The organism is Deinococcus sp. Arct2-2, assembly GCF_004801315.1.
GTDB lineage: Bacteria > Deinococcota > Deinococci > Deinococcales > Deinococcaceae > Deinococcus.
In genome coordinates, this window is record NZ_SSNW01000027.1 from 23,364 (window position 1) to 45,783 (window position 22,420).

A 22,420-nucleotide genomic window follows, 5' to 3' on the forward strand; every position below is an offset into this window, starting at 1 on the left:
TCTTCCCGTTTTCTGGGCTGCCCAGCTACTTCACCTTGACCCGGAAACAGGCGGTTCCCGTTTCGCTGGGTGCGGCGGTGCCTACCTTAAAGCTGAGCGCCGTATCCAGCGTGCCGTCGTCGGTGTCTGCCGCGTTGCTGGGATTGAGGGTATCGGGCGTGGGCGTCCGTGCGGGCGTCCGAGTGAATTTGATGTTGCTGCCCGGAGTGTAAGCGGCGCTGGGCAAGATCTCGGTGTTGGGGGGCAGCGGATCGCTGAGAGTCAGATTGGGCAGGGGCGCACTGCCGATATTGGTGTAGATGACGCAGTATTCCAGCGTTTCGCCGGGTTTGCCCGAACTGGTGGTACTGACGCTCCCGCCCGCCGAAATGTTCTGCACGGTTTTGCTGAGGGTCAGGTTCACGGTGTCGGTGGTGGCAACGGCGGTGTTGGTCAGATTCACGAGGGTAGGATCGGTGCGTGTGCTGGGGGCCTTCGCGGTGGCCGTATTCACGATCTGACCGCCGTTGGCCGCCGTGCCACTCAGCGTTATGATCAGTTTGCCCAGCGCCGGAAACACCGGAATGGTGGTGCCCGCCTGCAAGGTGCCCATGCTGAGGCTTACCGGACAAGTGGCGTTGCCGCTGGCCGTACAAGCGATGGCAGTAGCGGTAAATCCGGGAATGGCCGGGTCTTTGAGGGCCGCGCCGTTGGCATCGGCTGGGCCAGCATTGGTCACGGTGATGGTGTAGCTCAGGGCCGTGCCGCCGCGCACCATAGGGGGCGCAGTTTTGGTGATCTGCACGTCGGCAATCACGTTGATGGTGGTCATCACCTGCGATTCGGGATTGGTGCCGTTGTTGTTGCTGAGGTCGGGATCGGAGACTGGGCTGCTGGCGCTGGAGCCGTTGACTACGGTGCCAGACGTATTGGGCGCACCCAGCACCACTGTGTAAGTCTGGGTGGCTCCGCTAGCCAACAAGGGCAACGTCCACACGATGGTATTGCCCGTTTGTGTGCCGCCGCCCGTGTTCTGCACGGTGATTCCGCTGGGCAACAGGTCAGTCACGGTCACAGCAGTGGCAGGACTTGGCCCCGCGTTCAGCACGCTGATGGTGTAGGTGATATCGCCGTTCGGCAGCACTGTTGCAGGCCCAGTTTTGCTGACCTGCACATCGGCCACAGGAACGATGGTGGTGGCCGCTGTGCTGGTGTTGTTGCCGGGGGTGGGGTCGTTGCCTATGCTGCTCACGCTGGCGGTGTTGCTCAGGGTTCCCGTCGCGGGCGTCAACACGGTCACGGTGTAGGTCAGGTTGCTGTTTGGCCCGGTCACATCTAGGGCCGCCGCCGTCCAAGTTATGGTGCGAGTAGCTGCGTCGTACACGTCGCCCCCGGTGTTGCTCACGTAGGTTGCGCCTAAGGGCAAAGGGTCGGTGACGGTCAGGTTTTCGGCGCGGCTGGGGCCAAAGTTAGCCACCCGCAGCGTATAGGTCAGGTTGGCAAGCGGGCCGTAATTGGCCACGCCTTCCTTACGAATTTCTAGGTTGGCTACCGGAGTCACAGTGAGGGTAGAAGTCGCGCTATTGTTGCCCGTTTTGGTTTCAGGCGTGCTGGTGGTTACGCTGGCCGTGTTCACGACGCTGCCGTTAAGTGGTGGAGTAACGGTGACGGTGCGGCTGACAGGCGTTCCCACATTCACTGCTCCTACAGTCCAAGTCACGGTGCGGGCGGCTGCGTCGTACACGCCGCTGTTGCTGGAACTGACGTAGCTCACGTTGCTGGGCAGCGGATCGGAGATGGTCACTCCGGCGGCGTTGCTGGGGCCGAGATTGGACGCTGTGAGGGTATAGACGATGTTGGTGCCTGCGAGGGTGGCCGTGCCCGTCGGCGTTTTGGTCAGTTGGATGTCGGTCAGGCTACTCACGGGAAACGTGACGGTGTTGCCTCTGTTGTTGGCGGTCACAGTCTCACCACCGCTGCCGTCCTTCACACTGGCGGTGTTGTCGATAGAATTTTGGGCATTCAGAGGGGTGAAGACCGTAATGGTCAGAGGTAAGCCGTCGGTGCGGGCCGGAATGCTGAAGCCGCTGGTGCTGACACAGGTCACGGTCGATCCTGCCGCGCTGCATGTCCAATTCGCATCTCCACCGCTGACAAACATCAGGCCGTTTTGCAGTGGGTCTGTCAGGGTAATGACGCCGCTGGTGGGCGCTAAGCCAATGTTGCGGGGGATGAGAGTAAACGTACTGTTTTGACCCCGAACGAGGGCTGTACCCGTTTTTTGCACCACCATATCTGCGCCGCTGGCAGGGCGCACATTCGTCGTTACGGCGCTGTTGTTGTTCGTGGCTACCAAATCGGCCTTATTGCTCGTAAACGAAGCTGTATTGAGCGAATTGGAACTTGTGGCTGGATTGGGCATCTTCAGTACCACCGTTCGGGTCACGCTTTGCCCGTTGGTGAGGGTCACGGTGGGCCAAGTCACGACGCCGCCTGCAGCCGTGCCGCTGTCGCTGGCACTGACAAACGTAGAGTTGCTGAAGGTGTCTTTGGGCGTAATGGTGGCGCTGGCTGGGCCGTTGTTGGTAAACACCAGCGTATAGGTCACGTCCGATAAGGGTGCGGCAGCCGTAAAGCCTGTTTTGACCACGCCCACATCGGCCACGTCTATTGGGGCAAGGTCGGTGGCGGTGTTGTTGCTGAGGGTGGGGTCGGTGGTGTCGTTGCCGCGTGTGGCGTTGGCCGTGTTGCTGAGGGTACTGCTGGCATAGGTGCTGTCGAGCGTCCCCGAAACCGTATAGGTGGCGCTGGTGCTGCGCGGCAAATTTACAACGGCATTGATGGTGTTGCCGCTGCCACTCGCTGGAGCGCAGATGGCCGCGCCTGTACCCACACACGTCCATGTTACGCCTGTTACGGCGGCAGGCACGGTGTCGGTCACTTTCACGCCGTTGGCCCGCGCTAGGGTGGAGGTGTTGGTGACCGTAATGGTGTAGGTCACGGGTTGCCCCGGCACCAATACGGCAGGACTGTGGGTTTTGGTCACAGAGACATCCACGATGCCGGGGGTCGCCAAATCTTGAAACAGAGGCCGCCCGGAGGGGTACAGCGCCCATGTATCGATGACCCGGTTGTCGCCGTAACCAGAGGGATAACGGTGTGCGCCGCCCACGCTGCTCGTGCCTTGTGTGCCCAGTCTTGGAAAAGTCGTCGCCACGCTGGAATCAAGCGACGTATCGTCCCAGTACACGGTGTATTTGTTGGCATCCGGAAAGGTCAGGCGTTCGATGATCAATCCCGGCGTATTGGTTTCCGCGTCCATATACGGAAAATGCACGTCGCCCGCCGCGAGTTCGGCCCGCACCCGGATGGTGGCGGTGGAGGCTGCGGCAACGCCCTGTGCATCTTTGCCGTCCCAAATCAGGGTATTCGCGCCGAGTTCTGCGGTTCCGAACAGCACCCGGTCATTGGCGTTGCCGTAAATGCCGTCGTTGTTCAGGTCAAGCGCAAACTGCACCGTACCTGCGCCGAGGGCGTTGTAGGAAAACGTGCCGCCCATACCGGGGGCAAACTGACCGGGTGTGCCGTCTACTCCGGTAAACGTCACGGTGTTGATGTCGCCGGGGAGGGCCGTTGGGGGATGCAGCCAAATGCTGCCGCCCGGAGCCGCCGCAGTGGTGGGCAAACTCGGATTGGGCGGGTTGAAGTAGATCTTGTGAAATGAATTCAGATCGAGAACATCTTCGTTGCCGATGGCGTACCCGGCGGGAATGCCCGCGCCGTTGCTGCCAGAGGGAAGCTGCAACGACTGAAAGGTGGGTTTGCCGTTCAGGGTAATTCCGGTGCGGTTGGCTACCAAAATAAAGCCGTAGGGGTCTACGCCGTTGAAATCTACCCGGTACTGGTAGCCGTCCCGCGTTTGTACGTACACGTTGCTGCTCAGCGACTGGCCGGTGTTGCCCATGTTGACGGACAAATAGGGAGTAAAGACCCGTCCGGTAAAGGCGACCGCACCGCTCCGAACCGTCACGTCCCACGCCGCGACGCTGGCCCCTTGGTTGGCCCCGGTGATCTCGGCGGTAGCCAGTTGGGGGCTAGGGTCACCTGTGCCGCCACTGTGGAACTCTATGGCGTACACACCCGTTTCGGTGGCCGTGACGACGCACGGGGTATACCCCCCCGCGTTGGGGAGCGGCCCCGCCTTCTCTTTGGCTAGGGTATTGATCAGGCCGTAGCCCCCCGCCAGCACATCGCAAATTCCAGCTTGCGCCCCCGATGGACTGCTGTACACGATGTCTTTGCTGTCGGTGCTGCTGCTGATGCTAGAGCCGAGATTGATGGTTTCGCCCACTTGGGCATACACCAAAATCCGGGTGCGACGCGCCAGATTGCCCCCCAAAAAAGCACCCGGATTCCATTCCAGAAAGACGCGGTTGCCGCCGCCGCCGTTGAGTTCTTTGCTTCCCTCGGCGCAGGCAGCAGGAGAGGCGAGAATCAGACCGCAGAAGGCCAGAATACAGCAGAGCTGGCGCACCAAAGGGAAGAGGGTCAACGTACACTCCAGAAAGTCAGAACTGAGAAGATTGAGCTGGTGGCCGAGGAGCTGAATATCTCTAAATATCTTTTGATAGTGGGCAAAACAGCGAGTCCGATATGTACGAAGTAATAAGGCGAAGTATATTTTGGTGCCCATACGGTCTTATGACGCTCATTTACGCGCCTGTCACGCTGTATAACACCCGATTGGGGGTGTAGACACCGACCAGCGGGTCAGTCAAATGTTTACCTGCAACGCAGAAGGGCGGCAGTGCAGTCGGTGGGAAAACTGGACATCCACGCCTACTCACACGCTCAATTCTTGTGACTGACCGGTTCGTTATCTGTCCTAACAGTTGGGCTTTGCTCACCTATTGTCTGGTGCTCAATTCGGTCTGTCTGGTTTGTCGCAAAACTCTGACAGATGTTGGTGCAAATGTCTTTCCAGTCAGCGTCTATCAGTGAAATGGGAGCAGCAGAAGGCCGCCGGGAGTCGCGCCCCCGGCGGCCTTCACACCTCTAAGTTGAATGAGTCGGTTGAACCGAGAACGCTTTAGCGCTTGCGCCGCCCGAACATAAACCAGCCCGCAGCGGCGGCCAAGAATCCGACGAACACATAAGTCCAAATACTCGGCCCGGCAGGTTGCGTGATATTCACGGGCGTGTCGTAGGTCAGGCCGCTGAGTTCGCCGCCCGGTTGCACGTTGTTGACCACTACGTTTGTCGCGCCTGCATTGGTGAGGCTGCTGACTGCCGTATAAATCAGGGCGTATTTGAAGATGTCTGCGCCGATGCCCCGGCTGCGGTAATAGCTCTGGGGGTAGGGGTAGTAGCGCCCATTTTGCAATTGGTACTGATATTGGCTGTTTTTGGCCGTGCTGTACGTAATAGCCGTGCGGGGCACGCCTGCCGGAAGCTTGACGCTCTTCCAACCGTTGAGCTGTGTGGCGCTGACGTTGGGCACGGCTGCGGTGTTGGGTGTGCGTGCGGGTGTGGCCGTAGTGCTGCGCTGGGTGGGGGCGGGCGTGCGCTGCGCGGGGGCTGGGGCGCGGTACTGGGGCGCGGTATTTTGCGGCGCACGGTACTGCGGGGTAGGTGCGCGGTATTGCGGGGTAGGCGCACGGTACTGGGGTGTAGGGGCGCGGTAGGTGCTGCCACTGCTGCTTCTGCTGCCGCCAAAGCCGCCCCCAGAACGGCGGGCAGCGTCGGCCACGCCAGAACCGAGGGCCAGCGTGAGCAGGAGGCCGGAGCAGATCAAGCGGAAAGAGAGAGCTGAACGTGGAGACTTCATCAGCTTAGGGTACGGGGTGCGGGCTGTCTGCGTTCCCACATCAACGACAGTTGTCGCCTGTTTGGCCCGATCTATAGGCCAGATGAAGCCCCAGCCTGCGCCCGATCAGAACAGCGCACGACTAGACCACCCCGGCCCGCATGCACACGGCGCGGCGTACACTCCCGACATGAAGTTTGACCTTGCAGCGTTTTTTTATTGGTTCGGGAGTCGCCGGGCCTAGCGTTGCGTTGAGTGTTTCCCTAGACCGCCCGGTCAAGCCAAGAGCTTCCGGGCGGTTCTTTTTACCCCATCATTTCTGTCCCTCAATGTTTAGGAGAATCCATGACCCCCACCGATCAAGCGCCACATCCGATTATTCAAGCAGGCCGCACCGAAAACCTGAACGTCACGGGTTTTACGCCGCTCCTGACGCCGCGTGCGCTGAAGGCCGCGCTGCCCCTGAGTGCCGCCGCCGAGCGCGTGGTGCTGGCAGGCCGCCGCGCTTCGCAAGACATTTTGCATGGCCGGGATGACCGCTTGCTGGTGGTGGTCGGCCCCTGTTCCATCCACGATTTTGATGAAGCGCTGGCTTACGCTCATAGATTGGCCGCCCTGCGTGAGCGCGTGAAAGACCGTCTAGAAGTACAGATGCGCGTGTACGTCGATAAGCCCCGGACGACGGTGGGGTGGCGCGGTTACCTGATGGATCCCGATATGACGGGCGCGAACGACATCAACAAGGGGCTGCACCTGACCCGCGATCTGATGATTCGCGTCTCGGAATTGGGCCTGCCCGTCGCCACCGAACTGCTCGACCCCTTTGCGCCGCAGTACCTCTTCGATGCGGTGGCGTGGGCCTGCCTCGGCGCACGCACCACCGAATCCCAGACGCACCGGGTCATGGCAAGCGCGGTCAGTGCCCCGATGGGATTCAAGAACGGCACAGGCGGCGGCCTGAAATTGGCCGTGGATGCCATCGTCGCCGCGCAGAATCCGCACGCTTTTTTTACCGTAGACGACGATGGGCAGGCCTGCATCGTACATACGCGGGGCAACCCCGACGGCCACGTCATCTTGCGCGGCGGGCGCGGCGGCCCTAATTACGCGCCGCAATTCGTGAAGGAAGCCGCCGACTTGATGCGGGCGGCCAAACTGGAACCCGCCGTGATGGTGGACTGCTCTCATGCCAACAGCGGCTCGGATCATACCCGCCAAAGCCTCGTGTGGCGCGACGTGATGCAGCAGCGCCTCGCCGGACAAACCGCCATTCGCGGCCTGATGATCGAAAGCAACATCAACCCCGGTAAGCAGACTCTTCCCGCCGATCTGTCTGACCTGAAAGCGGGCGTCAGCGTGACAGATGCGTGCATCGGCTGGGCAGAAACCGAAGCGCTGTTGCTGGAAGCGCACGCCAAGTTTAATTTGAGTCGCGTGTAACCCCCCCAGTCTGCTTCGCAGCCAGCCCCCCTTAGAGGGGAGCGCAACAGCGTAGTTGTCCTCCCCTTAAGGGGGGGCGTTGCGTCAGCAACGGGGGGGTTCACACGCCAAGTTTGGAAGGCAACCCCCCAGTCTGCTTCGCAGCCAGCCCCCCTTAAAGGGGAGCGCAACAGCCCTTGTCCCCACCTTTAAGGGGGGGCGTTGCGGAGCAACGGGGGAGTTTACACGCCAACCCAACGCCCAAAACCTACCCACTTCCTTCATTCGGGCAGCAACCCCACCTTCCCGCGCCGCGCCAGCCGTCATATTGACGTATGGCAAGGCGCACGAACGGAGAAAAAGCAGCAGAAAAGACAATGGGTGGGGGCCGCAAACCCAGCGAACGGCCTTCTAAAATCTGCGTGGCCTGCGGGCTGCCCTTCAGTTGGCGCAAAAAGTGGGAGCGCGACTGGGAAGGCGTGAAATACTGCTCGGATAGATGCCGTATGTCCGCAAAAGGTGCAGGCGCGGGGGCCAACGCATGAGCCTGCCCACTCCGGCATATGGCCTCGTGTGCATGACCATCGGGCCGGAAGTGCGCTTCCGCACCATTACGCTCACGCGCTACCGGATGCTGAAGCCGGAGGAACGCGGGGAGACGCTGCTGAACCTGTACGCCGACAACATTACGCGGGTGCGGGCGGCGGCGGCTTTTTGCGCGGCGCGGGGCATCCGGCTGTACCGCCTCAGTTCCAGCCTGTTTCCCATGTCCGATCTGGTGGGCGACGACACGGGCGCGGCGGTGCTGGATCACCTGAAACCGCAACTGCTGGACGTGGGCCACGCCTTTGAGGATGCTGGAATCCGTGTGCTGATGCACCCTGAGCAATTTATCGTGCTGAACAGTGACCGCCCCGAAGTACGGGTATCGAGTTTGCGGGCCATAGAGGCCCACGCGGGCGTGATGGACAGAATGGGACTGGCCCGCAGTACATGGAATTTGCTGCTGCTGCACGGCGGCAAAGGCGGGCGCGGCGCAGAGTTGGCCGCCCTGATTCCCGATTTGCCCGATGGCGTGCGGCTGCGGCTGGCCTTAGAAAACGACGAACACGCTTACGGGGTGGCCGATTTGTGGCCCGTCTGTCAGGCGGCGGGTGTGCCCTTGGTCTTCGATGCCCACCACCACGTCGTTCACGATAAGTTGCCTGACCTTAATGACCCCAGCGTGCGCCAGTGGACATTGGCCGCCCGCGATACGTGGACGCCCCCGGAGTGGCAAGTGGTTCACCTCAGCAACGGCATAGACGGCCCGCAAGATCGCCGCCACAGCCATCTGATTTCGCATCTGCCCAGCGCGTATTCGGATGTGCCGTGGATAGAAGTGGAAGCCAAAGGCAAAGAAGAAGCAGTGGCCGCGCTGATGCGGGGAGAGTTGGCGGAGTTGGCGAGCGTGTTTCAGCCCGTTGCCGTGCCAGCCGAAGCGGAAGACCTGTCTGTCGAAGCTGTGGCACAGGCTAGCGCTCCCAAAAAGCCAGTCAAGAAACGGATCAAGAAGGGGGCGACGACTTCAGAGAATGCGGTGTTGGAGCCTGTAAGTTAGTGAGGGCGGTGGATGGAGTTTCTGGCCTGTCAGGGCGACTTTTCCAGTTGACTCGGCAAGTCTTCCCCTCTCTTGGCCCTTCTTCTGGCCCCCAAGCGTGACCCCACCCACGCGCCCGCCGCATCAAAAACCCAATCGAAAATTCCGGCTTCGCGGCCCGGCACGAACGACTGATGGACTTCATCTGTTGCCCCGAACCAGACGGCGATAACCCACGCCACTTGCCAGCGCCCGGTTGCGCGGCCCAAGGCAAAAGCCAGCGCCAAATACGCCAGAAAATGAACGATCCAGTCCAGCGGATGATGCAGCGGCGGCCCCGGCGTATCGCTTCCGGCGCTCAGCACCCAAATCACGGCCATGATGATGAGGGAAGCGGCCCACCACAGGCCGCGCCGCGCTGGGTGAGGAGTGGCGGTCATCGGCTTGCGGGGTGTAACGGATGCTCTACCAGTTCTATCAGCGTGCCCGCCCCCCACTTAGGGTGAAGGAACGCCACCCGCGTGCCTGCCCGCCCCGGCGTCGGCGCGTCTTGCAAAAAGCGTGCGCCTAAGCCCCGCAACCGCTGCATTTCTGCGTCCAAGTCGGCCACGCGGTAGGCGGTGTGGTGCAGTCCCGGCCCGCGCCGCGCAAGGAAGGCGGCAATAGGACTGTCTTCGCGGGTGGGAGCCAACAGTTCTATCAGCGTGTGGCCCGCCACGAACGCCCGCACCCGCACCCCCTGAGACCCGACTTCCTCATCCGGCCCTTCTGGCACGAGGCCCAGCGCAAGGTAAGGCAGGCTGCCTTCGTCTAGGTCAGGTGTGGCAATGGCAACGTGATCCAGCGTCAGGTCAGCGGGAATTAGAGAATGAGGTGGGTGCGGAGCGTCCATAGGCCCGCAGACTAGAGCAGCGGCCGAGGCGAGGGCGGTTGTCCATTCATTTGCACTTTGGCACCAGTTGACGATTGCCAAGCTTGGGAAGCGTTGAGCGCCGAAAATTTGGGTCAATTCCCCTGATCAATGGTGTGGACAATTTTAGGCATTGAAAAATAGGCCAGAGAAAGAGGCCGTCTGGGACGCCCTGCCCGTTCCCCCCTCCCAACCTCCCCCGCAAGGGGAGAGGAGCTAAAGACACCGTGTTCTTGGACAAGGATCAGCAAAAGTTGGAAACTGTCCGAACCATTGCTGATGCGAAATTAAAATAAATACCTTGCCTTGGGCGGGAAGGCCGCTGAACTGCCCCTTCGCCCCGCTGCAACCCAAGCGCCCCTCTGTGCTTCGCAGCTCTGCGAGTCCTACGAGTGGAGAGGGCAACAACACATGTTCGCAACTCGTTTGAATCCCCCCTCGCCCCTTGTGGGAGAGGGCGTTGCGAGAGCAACGCGTGAGGGGGCCACCGAGCAAGTTCGACTTTCAAGACTGTTGAAACGCTGTACTACTCTCGGAAAACCGACGCTTCAAGAATGAACGGGCGACACTTCGCGGATTGCTTTCCGTTCCCGCTTTTGAGCGTACATGCGCTGATCGGCGGTTCTGAGGGCAGATGTGGCGTCTGGGGCGTCGTGTGGCACGCCCGCAACCCCGGTGCTGGCACTGGCCGGATAGCCCGCGTCGCGCACATGCGCCGAGGCCCGCGCCACCACCTCCAGCAGCAACTCGGCTCCGGTTTCTGCGCCTTGCAGGTGCAGCAGGGCGTATTCGTCGCCGCCCAAACGGTAGGCACTCACAGCGGGCGAGTGCAAGGAGTGGGCAAATTCGCGCAGCAGCATGTCGCCGCTGGCGTGGCCGAGGGTATCGTTGACCCGTTTCATGCCGTCCAGATCAATGATTGCCACTGTGTACGGCTCCCCCGATTGGGTGGCTTCATCCAGCGCCATATCCAGTGCGCGGCGGTTGCCCAACCCGGTCAGCGAGTCGGTCAGGGCGGCCCGCTCCAGCGTTTGCATGTGCCCAGTGCGCTCCAGCACCACATGAACGGTGTGTGCGGCGGCTTCCAGCAGGGTTCGTTCTTCGGGTGTCCACGCGCCGCGTTCTCCGCAGCGTACCAGCGCCAGCACAAAGGACTGTTGGTTAGATGCATGGAACAAGTGCAGCCACGCCGCCTGCTGCACGCCCGCCCGGATCAGGTCTTCCGAGGCGTGTTCGTAGGCCGGATAATCGTCTATGAAGCGGCTGGGCTGCGCCAGCATTCGTTCGCGGGCCTGCGGCGGCAGATTCACGATGCGGCGGTGCAAAAGTTCCAGCCGTTCTTGGCCCCGGCTGCTGGTCAGCTCGTGCAAAATGGTGCTTCCGCTGGGCGTCACGCACATCAGCGCAAACCAGTCGAAGGCCAGCCAGTCTTTCAGGATCAGCATGGCTTGGCGGGCGGTGTCTTCGGGGGTCAGGGGCCGCTGCATCAATTGGGCAAGGTCGTGCAGGGTAGATGCGTGATCGCGGGCCAGCGTGAGGTCACGGGTGCTGGAACGCAGCGCGAGTTCATCCATCACCACTTCGGCCAACGCCGCCATCACGTCCAGTTCCTTTTGCCCAAATTCGCGCACCTGATGATCCAGTACACACAGCGTGCCGAGGCTCAGGCCATCTTCGGTTTTCAGCGGGACGCCCGCGTAGGTGTGCAGGCCGGGGCCGTTGGGGGGCGGGGCGGCCATCGTGTCAGAAAACCGGGCGTCTTGGGCCATATCGCCGATAATCAGGGCTTCACCGCCCTCCACTACCCAATCGCACGGCGCAAAGCCACGCGGAATACTGCCCGGCGGCATCCCGTGACACGATTTAGACCACTGCCGCGTGCCGTCCATAAAGTTGATCGCCGCGTAAGGCACATCCAAAATCCGCGCAATCAGGGCCGTAATCCGGTCAAAGCCCGCTTCTGGAGGCGTGTCCAAAATCTGCTGGCGGGCAAGCGCCTTCAGTCGTTCAGATTCTGAAGCGGATTTGGGATTAGACACCCCAGCAGTGTAGCGAACCACTCCAACGATCTTCTGACGGGGCACAGAAATTTGGTTGATAAAGAGCTAGGTGGATAGATAGATGGGTGGTCTGTGGAAGCGGGGGAAGACTTTATTCCAGTCAGAATTTGTAGATTTGGTTTTTGAACTATTGATTCCTGTCCGCCTGAGCAGCGCCCAAACGTGGCAAGCATTGACCGTCGATGATTCCGGGTGAACCCCCCAGTCTGCTTGGCAGCCAGCCCCCCTTGAAGGGGAGCGAAGCAGCTGTTGTCCTCCCCTTTAAGGGGGTTCGCCCGCGCCAGCAACGGGGGGTTCACCTTCCAACTCCATGTTCCCCAGATGTTGTCAACCCAAGCAAAAATCAATAAGGTCAGTCTGATCTAAACTTTTTCTGATCTAAAGTTTCTCTGATCTAAACTGCGCCTGATCTAAACTTCGTCCCAGCCGTCGTCATCTAGGTTTTTCAGCTTAGGCAGCGTGGTGTAGATGCCGGGATCGCTGGGGGTACTCGCGGCAATCAGGCGGCCCACTTCTTCGGCGTCCGGTTCGGCCAGCACACGCACAAAGTCCGAAGGATTCAGCACCGTTTCGCGCACGGGCCAGTCGCGTTCCTGTGCCCACTTCACCAGTTCGGCCAACGCTTCTGCGCCGGGGCGGCCATAGCGCGGGCCAAAAGCGGGGGCGGCGATGACGGCCTCTTTGCCCTGCACCAACAGCGCCGCATACGCCGCATTCAAGCGGTCTCCTTGGCGGTCTGTGACCAGAATCAGGCGGCCACCCGCCCGCGCCGAGTCGGCAAGGTGAGCTTGCACCGCGCCCCACGTTTCCTGCGGCGCTCCCGCCACGCCCAGCGGATCAGAGACTTGCAGGTCTATGGGTGAACGGTGGGTGGGCAGCATGGATGCAGTGTAGCGGCGTATCGGCCAGCATGCCTATGCCGTGTTCTTCTGGGCGGCGGGCACGGCGGGGCGCTATCTTGCCCTCATGAAGCAGAAACTGGTCACATTGGTCGCGCAGGCGCGGGGCGGGCGCGTGGTTCGCACGCCATTTGTAGACGGCGACGAAATAGACCGCCGATTGTTGCAGGACGACGAGATACGCCACAAGATCGCGGGCGGTTTTCCCGATGCCCGGCGCGTGATTCTTACGATTTATCCGGCCCATATTCCAGAAGTCGATAGCGGCGTAACCGTGCTGCGCGTGATGCCCGAAGAAGCCGCGCCCGTGTGGGACGTACAAGACCTGACCGTGCAACTGCGGAAACTTGACCTGAAAGAGGAGCAGATCGGGGATGTGCGTGAAGACCGGGGCGCGTTCTTGATTGCCGCTACGGGCAAAGCCGCACAAGCGTTGGCCGCCCTGACTGAACTGGGCGGGCGCGGCCTAGAGGTAGAAGACGTGGGTGAAAGCGCGGGCAAAAGCAGCCGCGTGCGTGAAGTAGTGGTGCCGTCTATGCGCGTAGACGTGGTGGGAGCCAAAGGCTTCGGCGTCAGCCGCGCCTATTTTCAGCAGGGCATAGAGGGCGGCAAAGTGCGCCTGAACGGTCAGCCCGCCCGCTCCAGCAGCGATATCCGCGAAGGAGACAGCCTGAGCGCCGAGGGCTTAGGCCGCATCGACTTCAAGCGCGTGGTGAACGAAACGCGGCGCGGGAATTACAAGGTGGAGTTGGATGTCCATCGGTGAGCAGAGCGGAGTGTGGAGGGTGGATCGTGGAAAAAGATTGTCTGGTCTGAGCCTGATTCAGTCCACAGCCTCCATGCTTGCGGGGCGTTGGGATGCTTCGGCCACCACGCCTTTCCCACTCACCACTGATCACTCACCCCTCACCAAGCGCGGTGTCTTACCGCCGCTCCCATGATCGATCTGCTGGCCCGCAACCCCAGCCTCTCGCCCGAAGAATTGACGGCGGGTCTGACGCCCAGTGCCCGCTTTCAGGGCGTGCGCTTCGAGAATTACCGGCCCAATCCCGATTTTTCCAGTCAGGAGGGGGCGCGGGCCAGTTTGCAGGCGTTTCTTCAGGGGGCGCAGGTACGGCCCGGCGGTTTCCGGCTGTTTCGGCGGGCCACCCCAGAAGGCCGGGGGCTGTATTTGGACGGCGGCTTCGGCGTAGGCAAAACGCACCTGCTCGCCAGCACTTATCACGCGGCACACGGCGTCCGCGCCTTGATGAGTTTTCAGGATTTGATGTACATCATCGGGTCTTTGGGCATGGTGCGGGCGGTGGAAGCGTTCCGGGGCCACCAACTACTCCTGATCGACGAATTTGAACTGGACGATCCCGGCAATACCCACATGGCGAATACTTTTTTGGGCCAACTGATGCCTGCCGGAACCAGCGTCGTCGCCACCAGCAACACCGAACCCGGCGCACTCGGTCAGGGCCGCTTCAATGCGTCCGATTTTCAGCGCCAGATTCAGGGCATCGCCAGCCGCTTCGAAACCCACCGGGTAGACGGCCCCGATTACCGTCAACGCGGTACGGCTGCCGAAGGCCCGCTGTCGCCCGCAGAATGGGCCGTGTGGCAGGCCAAGCAAGACCCAGCGACACTGGCACTCACATCTCACCGCGATCTGAACCGCCATTTGCTGGAGGTGCATCCCAGCCGTTTTGCCAAAATGCTGGCGGGCGTGGGCGCGGTGGGCCTACACGATTTGGCCCCCATGTCCGATCAGAATGTGGCCCTGCGCTTCGTGCATTTCATAGACAAGCTGTACGACTTGGGCCTGCCCGCTGCCCTGACCGGAGTGCCCCTGAATGCCCTGTTCAACGACGATTACCGGCACGGCGCGTATGCCAAAAAGTACAGCCGATGCCTGAGCCGGGTGAGTGAGTTGCTGCGGGAAGCGCGGGCAGGGTAGGGATCGTGGAAAAATCTTTGACCACGATCCACGCTCCACGATCAACTCACTTCAGCGCTTTTGCCTGAGCCTCGTCCAGCGCCGCTTTCGCCGTCATTTTGCCCGTCGTGGCCTTGGTCAGCGCGTCTTCTAGGTAGCTGGCCCACTGGCCTGCATCCGGCGTATTCAGGCGCGGCACGGCGCGGGCCAGTTGTTCGTGGGCGGCCCGCAGTTGGGGGTTTTTGGCGTACCAGTCGGCCAAGAGTGGGGTCACAGCGCGGCGGGGCGGGGCGTAGGCGGTGGTCTTGACCCAATCGGCCAAACGGGGTGCTTCCATCAGGTAAGCCCAGAAGGCCAAGGCTCCGGCCTGCTCGGTGGCAGGCGTGCCACGCGGAACCGCCAAGTTCGCGCCACCCAGCGGTACGGTGCAGTTGCCTATCTTCTCGCACGGAAAGGGCGCGATGCCGAGGTTGAAAAAGGGCAGTTTCTTGGCGTCCGTCCAGTTGGCGACGCTGGCCAGCACGAAGGTATTTTGGCCGCGTGCAAAGTCGAAGGCGGCGCGGGTAGCTTCGCTGAGGGTGCGGGGCTGGGCCAGTCCAGTGGTGCTCATGCGGGCCAGTTGGGTCAGGGCTTCTACGGCGTCGGGGCCGTTCAGCGTGGGCTGCGTGCCGCTGCTGAGGCTGCCACCGCGTGCCAGCACATTGGCCTCGAATGTCCAAGCGTCGGCAGCGACGACTAGCGGGCGCTTGCTGCCGCCTGCCAGTTTGCGGCTCGCGCTTTCCAGTTGCGTCCACGTATCGGGGGCCGTGATTTTGGCGCGGTTCAGTGCGCCCGCGTTGTACATCAGCACAGGCACGCTCACGTTCCACGGCAGGCCCAAGCGCCGCCCGCCTGTTTCTCCTGCCTTCCAGACGGCTGGGGCAAAGTCACGGGTCAGCGCGTCGGGCAGGGCATCTACGGGCTTGGTCAGGTCGGCCAGTTGCCCATCGGCGGCCATGCGCGAAAACTGGGTGTATTCCAGTTGCACCAGCGCCGGGGCTTTGCCCGTTTTCAGGGCCGTTTGCAGGCGCGGCAGCAACTCACGGTAGTTGCCCAACGATGTCGGCACCACCTCATATTCCGTTTGAGAGCGGTTGAATTCGCGGGCATAGTCACCGACTTTGGCCTGCACGCCGTCCATCGCGTGCCAAAATTCCACCCGAACGGGCGCAGCGTGGGCAGAAGCGGCAAGGAGCAGGGACAGGGGCAGGGCAAAACGCAGCATGAACCGAGTCTAGCGGGGCAATGTGACGGGGGGTTGATGGCAGGGCGTTCAGAGTGGGGGGGTAGAAGCTGTGTCTGATGTGGCTGGGTCTAAGGGTCAAGGGTCTGAGGCAGGGCAATCGCTGGCGCTCACTCACCCCCTCCCCAGCCCTCCCCCCTCAAGGGTGAGGGAGTAACACAAAGCCTTTGGTTTTGCCGTTTGCCCTCTCCACTGGTGGGAGAGGGGCGCTGCAAGGCAGCGGGGTGAGGGGGCAATTCCGCGATGAACCCGCCCCACCCCCTTACAACCTCAGACGTTCCCCGCCCTCACCCGTGCGAATGCAGCAACGCCACACTGCCCAGAATCAGGGCCAAGCCCGCCCAAGCCGTCGGCGTCAGGCGTGTGCCGTCTAGGCGGCGGCTCAGCAGGGCGGTGGTCACGATGCCTAGCCCGCCCCACGCGGCATAGGCCACCGCCACAGGCACTTCGCGCACCGCCACGCCCAGCAGCGTAAAGGCCAGCAGCACCAACGCCACCGCCGCTATGCCCAGCCCCTTGTGCCGGAATCCATCGGAACGCTTGAGCAGCACGTTAGCCGCCACGTCCAGTGCTACCGCGCCCACGATCAGCAGCAGAGCAAAGGGGGTCATGCGCCCTCTCCGGACAACGCAGGCCCAGTCAGAGGAGTCAGGCGGGGAGTGTGGGCAGGGACAGCCCCATGCCCAACCGTTCCCCGGTGCAGCAAGGTTGCGCCCAGCAGCAGGCCCACCAGCGCCAGCAGATGCGTCGGCGTCAGGTGTTCGCCCAGCAGCAGCACGCCCAGCCCGCTGATCAGCACCAACCCCACCGCTTCCCACACGGCAAACGCCACCGCCACCGGAATCTGCCGGAAGGCTTTGGAGAGCAGCACGTAGGACGCGGCGAGGAACGCGTAAGTGATGATGAGTTCCAGCCCCGGCGTATGCATAGAGAACAGCTTTAAAGACAATGTGCCCGTCACTTCAAATGTGATGGCCGTAAAGAGCGCGATCCAAGACCGCATAACTACACCAATCCTTTGCCCGAATCCTCGGTTGATGGGATTCTGGGCGACTTGCACAACAAATCAATAGTTTTTAGATAGAGCTGCCAGAATCAGGTTCGCCAGGCTTGACGGCAGGGTTTAAAACCCGCTAAGTCCAAGAATGGACGTAGAGCCAGTCAATCAGTGCAGCCGGGAGTAATGGAACCCGTTCGTTCTGCTCAGAAGAGATTGTTACCAACACGTACTTTCACGCTTCCTTGTAGGCCATACCCGCAAACAGGGGCTTGGGCTGGAGGGGAGAGCAGACTACACAGTCTCACCGCACGTATTTCGTGCAGGAACGGTCACGGGGCTAGGCGCTGTGTTGGCGCGTGACCCGCGTGCAGCAGTCCGACACCCATAGTTTAGCGGTCTGGTGTCAGCACGCGGTGAGCCGAAGCTGATTTGAAATACATGTTGAGCAGCCTATCGGGTGGCCCTGTTGGGGGCAAGCGGCTGAAGCACGGCTTATACGCCCGCCGCCCTCTCCCGCCCGCTGCCCCGTATCCTGATCTGATGGCCGCGCTGCTTGAGCAGTTCTCCGAATTACACCGCCGGAATAACCCATCTCCGTCGGCTCCATTCTCCGCGTTGCAGCTTTTCAAGTCCGCACTGCTCGTCCAAATCTACTCGCTTCGCTTGGTCATCAAGAAGGGCACTGGATGACCGATGTTTTAGAAGGCTTCCGCACCATTTTTGCCGGAGATTATCCGCGCCTGCTGCTGTCTGGGCTGGGGGTCACGCTGGCCGTCAGCCTGTGTGCGCTGGGCGTGTCGGTGGTGGTGGGCACGCTGTTGGGCGTGGTGCGCGTGTTCCGCGTTCCGGTCTTGGGCGTGCTGGGCAACATTTATGTCGAAGTGGTGCGCGGTATTCCGCTGATCGTGCTGCTGTCGGTGGTGTATTACGGCCTGCCCGCGCTGGGCCTCACGCTGGACGGCTTTCCGGCGGCAGTGGTGGCGCTGGGCCTGTATTCGGCGGCCTACACGTCCGAAATCGTGCGCGGCGGCCTGAACAGTGTGCCGCTGGGCCAACTGGAAGCGGCCCGCAGCTTGGGGCTTTCGCGGGGGCTGTCGCTGCGCTTCGTGGTGCTGCCGCAAGCGTGGCGCGTGGCCCTGCCCGCCCTCGGCAACGAATTCATCAGCCTGATTCTGGGCAGCAGCTTAGCGAGCGCCGTGACCCTGCAAGAACTGTTCGCGCAGGGCAAATACATCACGGGCGTCACCTACCGCCAGTTCGAGGTGTACGCCGTGCTGGCGGTGGTGTATTTCCTCCTGACCTTTATCCTCACGCGCCTGATTCGGTTGCTGGAGCGGCGGGTGAGCCGGGGAGAAGCGGTGGCGTCGCGCCGGGTGATTTAGGGGATGTGGATCGTGGAGATGTGAAATGAATCTCTAGGTGGGTTGCCAATATTCAAAGTCAAAGACCCTGACGTTTACACCCACCTGCGCTTTTCCCACGTTCTACGATCCACACACCACACTCACTGCTCTTTCGCCCACGCCTGCACCGCCGCATACTGATAGGCCGCCAATCCCGCCCGCGCCTTGTCAATATTCTTGGTGAATCTGGGGTCGCCCACCCACATTTCGCTGACGTTGGAGAACATTTCGGGCGAGGAATCGTAGTACCAGCGGCACTGGTGCGCGTGGTGGCGGGCAACCACGGCGCTGGCTTCGGGTGAGCCGGGCGGCGTCCCGGCGTCCATCAGGCCGATGTAAGCGGCGGTAATGGCGGCCATTTCTGCTTTGATGCCTTCCCAATCCTGCTTGGTGTACCGTTTCACGCGCTCGGAACTCTGCTTGTAGGCGTCGGTTTCGCCCCAGCGGTCTTTGGCTTCCTGCTCGTACTCGGCGGGGTCGAAGCCGTCGAACAATTTGCTCAGGTCTTCTTTGCTCATGTCGGTCATGGTCTTTGCTCCTTCGGCGGCGGCCAATAGGGTGTCTAGGGCGTCCAGCATGGCCTGATTGCGTTTGGCCTGCTCCTGCAACAACTTGCGCTGAAGTTTCAGCGTTTGCACTTCGTCGGCGTCGGGATCGTCCAGCACGGCGCGAATCTCTTGTAGGGGCAAGCCCAGTTCCCGGAACATCAGAATGCGGTGCAGGCGCTCTACATCAGTTCCTGAATACAGGCGGTAATTGCCCTCCGTGCGGGCCGATGGCCTCAGCAGCCCCAGTTCGTCGTAATGGTGCAGCGTGCGAATGCTGACGCGGGCCAGTTTGGACAGTTCGCCCACCGTCCAATTTGAATCCGTTTCTGTAGTCTGTTGCGGGCTGATGCTTGTTCACCTCCTGACCACAGCGTAGGGGCTGACCCCGCGTGAGGGTCAAGTGGGGAAGGGCGGATGATCTTGTCTGGTTCGAGGCTGCCAAGTTCGGCAAGCATCCAGCGTTGAGGGTTCCGGGCCAACGCCCCAGTCTGCTCCGCAGCTAGAGCAGTTGTCCTCCCCTTGAGGGGGGGCGTTGCGTCAGCAACGGGGGGTTGATCTGCTCAAGCTTCAAGGTGTTGTCCAATTGGGTAGCACCAAATAAATCAGATGCCACAGCGGTCAGATCGTGTTGCGGCGTTAATCTCTGAGGCGTGTCTGCTCCCACTGCCCCGCTCTCCGCCTTCTGGCCCCCGTTCTGGCGCGGTTTTCGTGCGTTGATGCCGCTGTGGCTGGGCATGATTCCCTTCGCGGTGGCTTACGCAGTCACGGCGCGGGCGGCGGGCCTCAGCGTGCTGGAAACGCAACTGATGAGCGTCACCGTGTTCGCGGGCGCGTCCCAATTTGCGGCGGCGGGTCTGTTTGCCAGCGGAGCCAATGCGCTGGCTATCGTCGCCACCACTGCTCTGCTCAATGCGCGGCACGTGCTATACGGCCTCAGTCTTTCGCGCACGCTGCCGCTGACCCGGCCCCAGCGTGTGCTGGCCGCCCAATTCCTCACCGATGAAGCCTACGGCGTGGCGGTGGTGCGCGGCCCGCAGGAACCCGGTGGCCTCAGCTTCGCCTTCCTGCTGGGCGCGGAACTGAGCCTGTATTTCATCTGGAATGCGTCTACGTTGCTGGGTGCGTTGGCAGGTGCGGTGTTGCCCGATCCGGCGGCGTTGGGTGTGGCTGTCGTGTTTCCGCTTGCGTTTTTGGGTCTGCTGGTGCCGCTCCTTAAAGGCCGTCTGACCGTGCTGGTGGCATTGGCCTCGGGCTTAGGCGCGTGGGGCTTGTCGCGCATACTGCCGGGCGGCTTGGTCATTCTGCTGGCCGGAATCGGTGGGGCGCTGTTGGGGGCGCTGCTCTCCACCCGCAGCCAAAACACGGAACCCCAAGCATGAGCGTGCTGCTCGCTATTTTCCTGATGTGGGCCGTGACCTACCCGGTACGCTGGCTGGGCCTGAGCCTGGGCCGCCTGCATCTGCCCCCGTTCTGGCTGTCGTTCCTGCAATTCGTCCCCGTCAGCGTGTTCGCCGCCCTCGTATTGCCTGAAGTGCTAGGAAGCCCCGAATGGCCGCGCCGCCTCGTGGCCTGCGTGGTGGGCGGCCTGCTGATGTGGCGCACAGGGAGTTTGGCCCCCGGAATCTTGGGCGGGTTCGCGGCGTATTGGGGAGCGCGGTTGTTGGGACTGTAGGGGCGGTGGATCGTGGATCGTGGATCGTGGAGATGTGAAATGAATCTCTAGGGTTGTTGCCAAAGTTCAAGACTGAACACCCTGATCTTTCTGCCCACCTGCGCCCTTCCCACGTTCCCACGTCTTCCCCACACCCCACTTACCACTCACCGTTCCCCGCGCTATGCTATTCCCCGCATGACTGGCCCGGAACCACGCACACAATCAGAGATCGGGACGCTGCCGTCTCCGGTAGTCATCGACGGCAAATATGAGGTCGTGCGCGAGGTTTCTCGTGAGGGTAACGTCACAGTCAGCGAAGTGCGGGCGGGCGAAGGCGTAACGCGGCGCGTGGCGTGGTTCGATGTGACCACACCCGCAGATCGGCAAGGGTTTCATGCGTACCGCACGGCCTTGAGGGCAGTTCAGCCTGCGGGCCTGACCGACGTGGTGGCGCGGCCCGGAGCGTATTACGCGGTGTGGCAACCGGTAGCCGGAATGCCGCTAGCCGACCTGCTGGCCCAGCCCAAAAAGCAGGAAGAAACGGTAGAAGCCCTGCGCGAACTGACCGCCAATTTGGCCGAAAACGGCTTTGCCCTTAGCGACGCCGATGTGGTGCTGGACGGCCTAGAGCCGCGTGTGGCCTACCTGCGCCCCGCCCCGCCTACCCGCACGCCCGAAGAAGTCATTGCGCTGAATCAGACCACGTTGGCCCCCTTGTTGGGCGGCAAAATCAAGCGCAAGCGGCAGCCGGGGGCGTGGCTTACCTTCATTCCCGGCCTGCTGTTTTTGGGCGGCGCGGGGTACTTGGGAGCGCAGGCGGCGCAGGTGTACCTCAACCCGCCCGTGCGTGAGGTTTCGGCAGTTACAGGCCAGAATGCCCAAACAGCGGCGACGGCCCTCGCCAAAGCCGGATTTCAGGTGGAATATACCGACGGTGAGAGTGCGGGCCTGCCAGTGGGGGCAGTCATTCGCCAAGACCCCGCCGCCGGAACCAACCTGCCGGTAGGCCGCCAAGTCGTCCTGACGGTCAACAATCCGCCCCCGCTGACCGTGCCCCGGTTGGAAGAACTGACGCCCGATCAGGCCCGCGCCGCCCTGCGCGACTTGTCGTTGGTGCTGGGCAAAGTCGTGAAAGTCGACGGCAGCCTGACCAACACGCCCGAAGGCCGGATTATCGCGCAGTTGCCGGAACCCGGCTCTACCATGCAGCGCGGGCAGGCCGTGCAAATTATGGTGTCTACGGGCGTGCAGGGCAAAGAAACGTGGATTGCCGACCTGACGGGCATGACCTACGCGCAGGCCCGCGAACACGCCCGCGCCGCCGGATTGGTAGTCACCAAAGTGTCGCAGCAGGCCAGCGACCGCACCGAAAATACCGTGCTGGAGCAAACGCCCGCGCCGTATGTGCGGGTTTCGGTGGGCAGCCCGGTCACGCTGACCGTTGCCACCGCCCGCTATACCGCCCCTAGCCTGCCCGCAGGCAGTTTGCCCCTGCCGCCGCCCTATGTGCCGCCCGTGCCTGTACAGCCTGAAGTGCAGCCCGAAACGCCTGTGCCGGAGCCTGCTCAGCCTGATCCCACGCCGGAAGTCGTGCCCGATCCTGTGCCGGAAGTCACACCTGATCCGGCCACGCCCGACGCCGAACCCGTCACACCCGACAGCATCCCGGCTACCCCGGCCACCGATCCGGCCACCCCGGACGCCAACGCCCCGGCCTCCCGTAACATCAATTTCAAGTACCTCTTTCCCGCCGATTTGCCCGCTGGAAGCTACACCATCGTGGTGCGCGACCTAGACGGCGAGCGCGAAATCTTGTCGGCCACCGACAGCGGGCAACTGGCCGAAGCCACCGCGACCAAAACTGACTTGGCAGTGCGCGGAGACACCGTATTCATCATCCGCCGCGACGGACAGGACTACGCTACCGTTACGCCGTAAGGTTTGGCGCAGACTAAGCCCC

At 62.0% G+C, this 22,420-nt stretch carries 21 protein-coding genes; 11 read left to right on the plus strand and 10 right to left on the minus strand.

Going from position 1 to position 22,420, the window contains the following annotated elements; genetic code table 11:
* Positions 1-25 precede the first annotated feature (25 nt).
* Together E7T06_RS12285 and E7T06_RS12290 are read right to left on the minus strand one after the other, a co-directional pair.
* Positions 26-4,531: a DUF11 domain-containing protein gene (locus tag E7T06_RS12285; RefSeq protein ID WP_168733510.1), complete on the minus strand. Its 4,506-nt coding sequence runs from the start codon at positions 4,529-4,531 to the stop codon at positions 26-28.
* A gap of 537 nt (positions 4,532-5,068) precedes the next feature.
* Positions 5,069-5,806: a hypothetical protein gene (locus E7T06_RS12290; RefSeq protein WP_136366079.1), complete on the minus strand. Its 738-nt coding sequence runs from the start codon at positions 5,804-5,806 to the stop codon at positions 5,069-5,071.
* A gap of 82 nt (positions 5,807-5,888) precedes the next feature.
* Between E7T06_RS12290 and E7T06_RS21250 the strand changes: the two genes are divergently transcribed.
* The 4 genes from E7T06_RS21250 (at position 5,889) to uvsE (ending at position 8,804) form a co-directional block, all read left to right on the plus strand.
* Positions 5,889-6,029: a hypothetical protein gene (locus E7T06_RS21250; RefSeq protein ID WP_168733511.1), complete on the plus strand. Its 141-nt coding sequence runs from the start codon at positions 5,889-5,891 to the stop codon at positions 6,027-6,029.
* A gap of 101 nt (positions 6,030-6,130) precedes the next feature.
* Complete coding sequence (locus E7T06_RS12295; RefSeq protein ID WP_136366080.1) at positions 6,131-7,225, plus strand: 3-deoxy-7-phosphoheptulonate synthase; 1,095 nt, start codon at positions 6,131-6,133, stop codon at positions 7,223-7,225.
* A 356-nt stretch (positions 7,226-7,581) separates the two neighbouring features.
* A complete protein-coding gene (locus E7T06_RS12300) occupies positions 7,582-7,749 on the plus strand; it encodes a DUF2256 domain-containing protein (protein ID WP_136366104.1) in 168 nt (55 codons plus the stop codon).
* A complete protein-coding gene (gene uvsE, locus E7T06_RS12305; RefSeq protein WP_136366081.1) occupies positions 7,746-8,804 on the plus strand; it encodes a UV DNA damage repair endonuclease UvsE in 1,059 nt (352 codons plus the stop codon). Before E7T06_RS12300 ends, uvsE begins: the two co-directional genes overlap by 4 nt.
* Before the next feature lie 29 nt (positions 8,805-8,833).
* On the opposite strand, the gene E7T06_RS12310 is transcribed toward uvsE, so the two are convergent.
* The 4 genes from E7T06_RS12310 to E7T06_RS12325 form a co-directional block, all read right to left on the minus strand.
* Positions 8,834-9,223 (minus strand): VanZ family protein, encoded by a 390-nt coding sequence (locus tag E7T06_RS12310; protein WP_136366082.1) that lies wholly within the window; start codon positions 9,221-9,223, stop codon positions 8,834-8,836.
* Positions 9,220-9,675, minus strand: a complete 456-nt coding sequence (locus E7T06_RS12315; RefSeq protein ID WP_168733512.1) for a VOC family protein — start codon at positions 9,673-9,675, stop codon at positions 9,220-9,222. The genes E7T06_RS12310 and E7T06_RS12315 overlap by 4 nt, the downstream gene beginning before the upstream one ends.
* Positions 9,676-10,241: 566 nt before the next feature.
* Positions 10,242-11,732 carry a sensor domain-containing diguanylate cyclase gene (locus tag E7T06_RS12320; RefSeq protein ID WP_136366083.1) on the minus strand — a complete coding sequence of 497 codons (1,491 nt, stop codon included), beginning with the start codon at positions 11,730-11,732 and terminating at the stop codon, positions 10,242-10,244.
* Between the two features lie 431 nt (positions 11,733-12,163).
* Positions 12,164-12,634: a DUF3197 domain-containing protein gene (locus tag E7T06_RS12325; protein ID WP_240741032.1), complete on the minus strand. Its 471-nt coding sequence runs from the start codon at positions 12,632-12,634 to the stop codon at positions 12,164-12,166.
* A gap of 85 nt (positions 12,635-12,719) precedes the next feature.
* On the opposite strand from E7T06_RS12325, the gene E7T06_RS12330 reads away from it, so the two are divergent.
* Both E7T06_RS12330 and zapE read left to right on the plus strand, forming a co-directional pair.
* Positions 12,720-13,418, plus strand: coding sequence for a S4 domain-containing protein (locus tag E7T06_RS12330; RefSeq protein WP_136366085.1), 699 nt, complete (start codon positions 12,720-12,722; stop codon positions 13,416-13,418).
* Positions 13,419-13,589: 171 nt separating this feature from the next.
* Positions 13,590-14,594, plus strand: coding sequence for a cell division protein ZapE (gene zapE, locus E7T06_RS12335; protein WP_136366086.1), 1,005 nt, complete (start codon positions 13,590-13,592; stop codon positions 14,592-14,594).
* 46 nt (positions 14,595-14,640) lie between these two features.
* Here the strand turns inward: zapE and E7T06_RS12340 are convergent, their stop codons facing one another.
* The 3 genes from E7T06_RS12340 to E7T06_RS12350 all read right to left on the minus strand — a co-directional run bounded on the left by E7T06_RS12340 (position 14,641) and on the right by E7T06_RS12350 (position 16,858).
* On the minus strand, positions 14,641-15,837 hold the full coding sequence (locus tag E7T06_RS12340) for an ABC transporter substrate-binding protein (RefSeq protein WP_136366087.1): 1,197 nt from the start codon (positions 15,835-15,837) through the stop codon (positions 14,641-14,643).
* A gap of 305 nt (positions 15,838-16,142) precedes the next feature.
* Positions 16,143-16,466 carry an SMR family transporter gene (locus tag E7T06_RS12345; RefSeq protein WP_136366088.1) on the minus strand — a complete coding sequence of 108 codons (324 nt, stop codon included), beginning with the start codon at positions 16,464-16,466 and terminating at the stop codon, positions 16,143-16,145.
* Positions 16,463-16,858, minus strand: a complete 396-nt coding sequence (locus E7T06_RS12350; RefSeq protein ID WP_240741033.1) for a multidrug efflux SMR transporter — start codon at positions 16,856-16,858, stop codon at positions 16,463-16,465. Before E7T06_RS12350 ends, E7T06_RS12345 begins: the two co-directional genes overlap by 4 nt.
* A 537-nt stretch (positions 16,859-17,395) precedes the next feature.
* Here E7T06_RS12350 and E7T06_RS21255 point away from each other — a divergent pair.
* Positions 17,396-17,545 (plus strand): hypothetical protein, encoded by a 150-nt coding sequence (locus tag E7T06_RS21255; RefSeq protein ID WP_168733513.1) that lies wholly within the window; start codon positions 17,396-17,398, stop codon positions 17,543-17,545.
* The gene (locus tag E7T06_RS12355; RefSeq protein WP_136366089.1) at positions 17,542-18,237 is read left to right on the plus strand and encodes an amino acid ABC transporter permease; all 696 of its coding nucleotides are present in this window, start codon (positions 17,542-17,544) and stop codon (positions 18,235-18,237) included. Before E7T06_RS21255 ends, E7T06_RS12355 begins: the two co-directional genes overlap by 4 nt.
* A 122-nt stretch (positions 18,238-18,359) precedes the next feature.
* Here E7T06_RS12355 and E7T06_RS12360 read toward each other — a convergent pair whose 3' ends face one another.
* Positions 18,360-19,112, minus strand: a complete 753-nt coding sequence (locus E7T06_RS12360) for a MerR family transcriptional regulator (protein WP_136366090.1) — start codon at positions 19,110-19,112, stop codon at positions 18,360-18,362.
* 410 nt (positions 19,113-19,522) lie between these two features.
* Between E7T06_RS12360 and E7T06_RS12365 the strand changes: the two genes are divergently transcribed.
* The 3 genes from E7T06_RS12365 (at position 19,523) to E7T06_RS12375 (ending at position 22,398) form a co-directional block, all read left to right on the plus strand.
* Positions 19,523-20,185, plus strand: a complete 663-nt coding sequence (locus E7T06_RS12365) for an AzlC family ABC transporter permease (protein WP_136366106.1) — start codon at positions 19,523-19,525, stop codon at positions 20,183-20,185.
* Positions 20,182-20,478: an AzlD domain-containing protein gene (locus E7T06_RS12370; RefSeq protein ID WP_136366091.1), complete on the plus strand. Its 297-nt coding sequence runs from the start codon at positions 20,182-20,184 to the stop codon at positions 20,476-20,478. Before E7T06_RS12365 ends, E7T06_RS12370 begins: the two co-directional genes overlap by 4 nt.
* Positions 20,479-20,655: 177 nt before the next feature.
* Positions 20,656-22,398 (plus strand): PASTA domain-containing protein, encoded by a 1,743-nt coding sequence (locus E7T06_RS12375; protein ID WP_136366092.1) that lies wholly within the window; start codon positions 20,656-20,658, stop codon positions 22,396-22,398.
* Positions 22,399-22,420 lie beyond the last annotated feature (22 nt).

Coding starts and splice junctions, on each gene's coding strand:
- E7T06_RS12290 (WP_136366079.1), bottom strand. CDS start 5,806: ATGAAGTCTCCACGTTCAGCTCTCTCTTTCCGCTTGATCTGCTCCGGC.
- E7T06_RS21250 (WP_168733511.1), top strand. CDS start 5,889: ATGAAGCCCCAGCCTGCGCCCGATCAGAACAGCGCACGACTAGACCAC.
- E7T06_RS12295 (WP_136366080.1), top strand. CDS start 6,131: ATGACCCCCACCGATCAAGCGCCACATCCGATTATTCAAGCAGGCCGC.
- E7T06_RS12300 (WP_136366104.1), top strand. CDS start 7,582: ATGGGTGGGGGCCGCAAACCCAGCGAACGGCCTTCTAAAATCTGCGTG.
- uvsE (WP_136366081.1), top strand. CDS start 7,746: ATGAGCCTGCCCACTCCGGCATATGGCCTCGTGTGCATGACCATCGGG.
- E7T06_RS12310 (WP_136366082.1), bottom strand. CDS start 9,223: ATGACCGCCACTCCTCACCCAGCGCGGCGCGGCCTGTGGTGGGCCGCT.
- E7T06_RS12315 (WP_168733512.1), bottom strand. CDS start 9,675: ATGGACGCTCCGCACCCACCTCATTCTCTAATTCCCGCTGACCTGACG.
- E7T06_RS12325 (WP_240741032.1), bottom strand. CDS start 12,634: ATGCTGCCCACCCACCGTTCACCCATAGACCTGCAAGTCTCTGATCCG.
- E7T06_RS12330 (WP_136366085.1), top strand. CDS start 12,720: ATGAAGCAGAAACTGGTCACATTGGTCGCGCAGGCGCGGGGCGGGCGC.
- zapE (WP_136366086.1), top strand. CDS start 13,590: ATGATCGATCTGCTGGCCCGCAACCCCAGCCTCTCGCCCGAAGAATTG.
- E7T06_RS12340 (WP_136366087.1), bottom strand. CDS start 15,837: ATGCTGCGTTTTGCCCTGCCCCTGTCCCTGCTCCTTGCCGCTTCTGCC.
- E7T06_RS12345 (WP_136366088.1), bottom strand. CDS start 16,466: ATGACCCCCTTTGCTCTGCTGCTGATCGTGGGCGCGGTAGCACTGGAC.
- E7T06_RS12350 (WP_240741033.1), bottom strand. CDS start 16,858: ATGCGGTCTTGGATCGCGCTCTTTACGGCCATCACATTTGAAGTGACG.
- E7T06_RS21255 (WP_168733513.1), top strand. CDS start 17,396: ATGGCCGCGCTGCTTGAGCAGTTCTCCGAATTACACCGCCGGAATAAC.
- E7T06_RS12355 (WP_136366089.1), top strand. CDS start 17,542: ATGACCGATGTTTTAGAAGGCTTCCGCACCATTTTTGCCGGAGATTAT.
- E7T06_RS12365 (WP_136366106.1), top strand. CDS start 19,523: ATGCCGCTGTGGCTGGGCATGATTCCCTTCGCGGTGGCTTACGCAGTC.
- E7T06_RS12370 (WP_136366091.1), top strand. CDS start 20,182: ATGAGCGTGCTGCTCGCTATTTTCCTGATGTGGGCCGTGACCTACCCG.
- E7T06_RS12375 (WP_136366092.1), top strand. CDS start 20,656: ATGACTGGCCCGGAACCACGCACACAATCAGAGATCGGGACGCTGCCG.